We start from the raw sequence: 2,548 nt of genomic DNA on the forward strand, positions 1-2,548 counted from the left end.
ATAGCACTGCTACAACCTGTTGCATATTTATAAACATAAAAACTATTATAGAAATGTGGTATTCTGGACCATCCTATCATAGCCAATGGGTCTACTTCAAAGTCTTTTCCATAATATTTTTTTAATAATTGTGACCATAAATCGTTTAATACTAATGTATTTACATTTTCATTATTTTCTAACATAGAGTGAACATCTCTTTCAAACTCAGCATACATAGTTTGTGTATAAAGTGTATCTTTTATAAAGTCCATATATTGAGTTATATAATATGCTTTTTGTTTGTCATTTCCAGCATTTTTTATTAAAAACTCATATAACAATGCCTCATTTGTAGTTGATGCTACTTCATGAGTAAATATTGATGGTTGAGCATTATAATATTTTTGATTCTTTTGACTTAAATAACTATATACTCCATGTCCTAATTCATGTACTAAAGTTGATACAGAATCTAGTGAATTATCATAGTTAAGTAATATATATGGATGGTTTGCATATACAGATAAGCAATATCCACCACCCACTTTATTTTCATTAGAATATACATCTACCCATCTTTCATTAAATGCTTTATATGCAATATCTTCATATTGGTCTCCAAGTGGGCCTAATGCTGCATAAGCAAGTGATATAGCTTTATCATATGATATTTCTGAATTTTGTTCTTCAACTATAGGGGCAAACATATCATAATAATGTACTTTATCTATGTTTAATAATTTTTTTCTTAGAGAAATATACTTATGCAAGCTCTCACTATTTTTTCCTACTGTATCTATTAAATTGTTATATATTTTTGTGTCTACTTCGTCACCTTCCAAATACATTTCCAAGCTTGAATTATAATTTCTTACATTAGAGAAAAATATATTTTTATTTGCTTGACCAACTAATAATCCTGATAAAGTATTAATATTGTCATTATATATAACAAATTCATTTGTAAATGCTGTTTTTCTAGTATTTCTATCTGAGGATCTAATTTTAGAAGAATACTCTGATGGTGTATCCTCACTATTTTTATCCATATTCGTAAATAAATCATATACATTTGATGGCAGTGAAACTATATTTCCCATTTTATTTATAATATCTTCTGATTTCTCATCTAAATAATGTTCTTTGCTTTTTCGAATTTCTTCTAAATACATTTTATATCTTTTATTTACTTTTTTACTTTTTAAATATTCATTGTATGTAGAATCAGGTAATTTAAGTATTTCTAATTCTAAATCTGAACAAATCCTACTGTATTTTGAGTCTGCTGTACCTACCTTATTTATCATATCTAAATATTTATAAGAGTTTTTATTTATATCTTTATTTAATTTTGCATAAGCATATAATTTTTCTAATTTTATATCGAGCTTTTCTTTAATTTTAAGTGCTGATATAAAATGGGTTTTTGATTTAGTTACTTTCCCAGTATAATTATCTAATTCATTTATGTCTTTTTCAAATTTTGATAGCTCCTTTTCCCATACTTCATCAGATGGGTATAAAGATTGCAAATTCCAAGTCACATATTTATAATTGGACTTTGTTTCTTCATCTTCTTTATTTTCTTTGTTGTTTTTATCATCTAAAATAGACCTCACACTTTTATAATTATTGATGTCTAATAGGCAATTTGTTTCTTTGCTATTTTTCGATGATGCTTCAATATAATTTTCTTTTTGATTAAATTTATTTATTCCATAAAAAATACTGCTCACTAAAACCGTTGCAAATACTATAATTACTATTTTATTTAACTTTTTGCTCATAAAAAGTCATCCTTTCTTATAATTACTTAATATTAGGATGACTTTTTTTTATTTTATTATTCAATTTTTATTAGTTTTATACAGTTTATAATCTAGTTATCCACAATATTATCAACATATCAACAAGCCTTTTCCCGCTCTAAAAACGAGTGATTCCAATTATTCTATGCTCGTATATTTTTTATATAATTGTGAATTTTTTTCCTCCCTACCAATACTTCTAATCTATATATTAACAGTTATCTATAGTTTTTATAGATAGCTGGGATGCGAATTCAATATTTCTCATTTATATCAATACTCGTATTATGCTACTAAGTATTAAATTTATTTTAATCTATTTACTTTAGTCACCATAACAGTCATGTCATCTTCTATTTTATCAAGTTGTAACTCCAAAGCTCTATCCATTATTTTATCGATCATCTCTTTAGGATCATAAGTGTTTAATTTTTTCAGGAAGTAAATCAACCAATTTTCACCGATATCATTATTTTTACCCGCGTCTATAATCCCGTCAGAAACCATGATAATATAATCTCCATCATTAAGCTTGTAATTGTGTCTATCTAATTTAATTTCAGATAAAATCCCAACCGGTAGAGATGATGACGATATAAAATCTACATCGTTATTCGCTCTCTTGATGTAAGTTGAACAAGCACCCATTTTAACAGTTTCTAATCGTCCTTGTTTTAAATCAATAATCCCAAGATCTAGTGTTGAGAAAATCTCATCTGAATTGCTAAGTAAAAGCATATTATTAATAGTTTTTATAA

At 26.1% G+C, this 2,548-nt stretch carries 2 protein-coding genes; both read right to left on the bottom strand.

The window, feature by feature from the left end; genetic code table 11:
* Nucleotides 1-1,769, bottom strand: a 1,769-nt coding sequence (locus Q5F54_RS12920; protein ID WP_302334568.1) for a M3 family oligoendopeptidase, incomplete at its 3' end; no start/stop codon positions are given.
* A 327-nt stretch (nt 1,770-2,096) separates the two neighbouring features.
* Nucleotides 2,097-2,548, bottom strand: a 452-nt coding sequence (locus tag Q5F54_RS12925; RefSeq protein ID WP_302334569.1) for a SpoIIE family protein phosphatase, incomplete at its 5' end; no start/stop codon positions are given.

The sequence above is a fragment of the uncultured Romboutsia sp. genome (genome assembly GCF_958366745.1).
Taxonomy (GTDB): Bacteria; Bacillota; Clostridia; order Peptostreptococcales; family Peptostreptococcaceae; genus Romboutsia; species Romboutsia timonensis.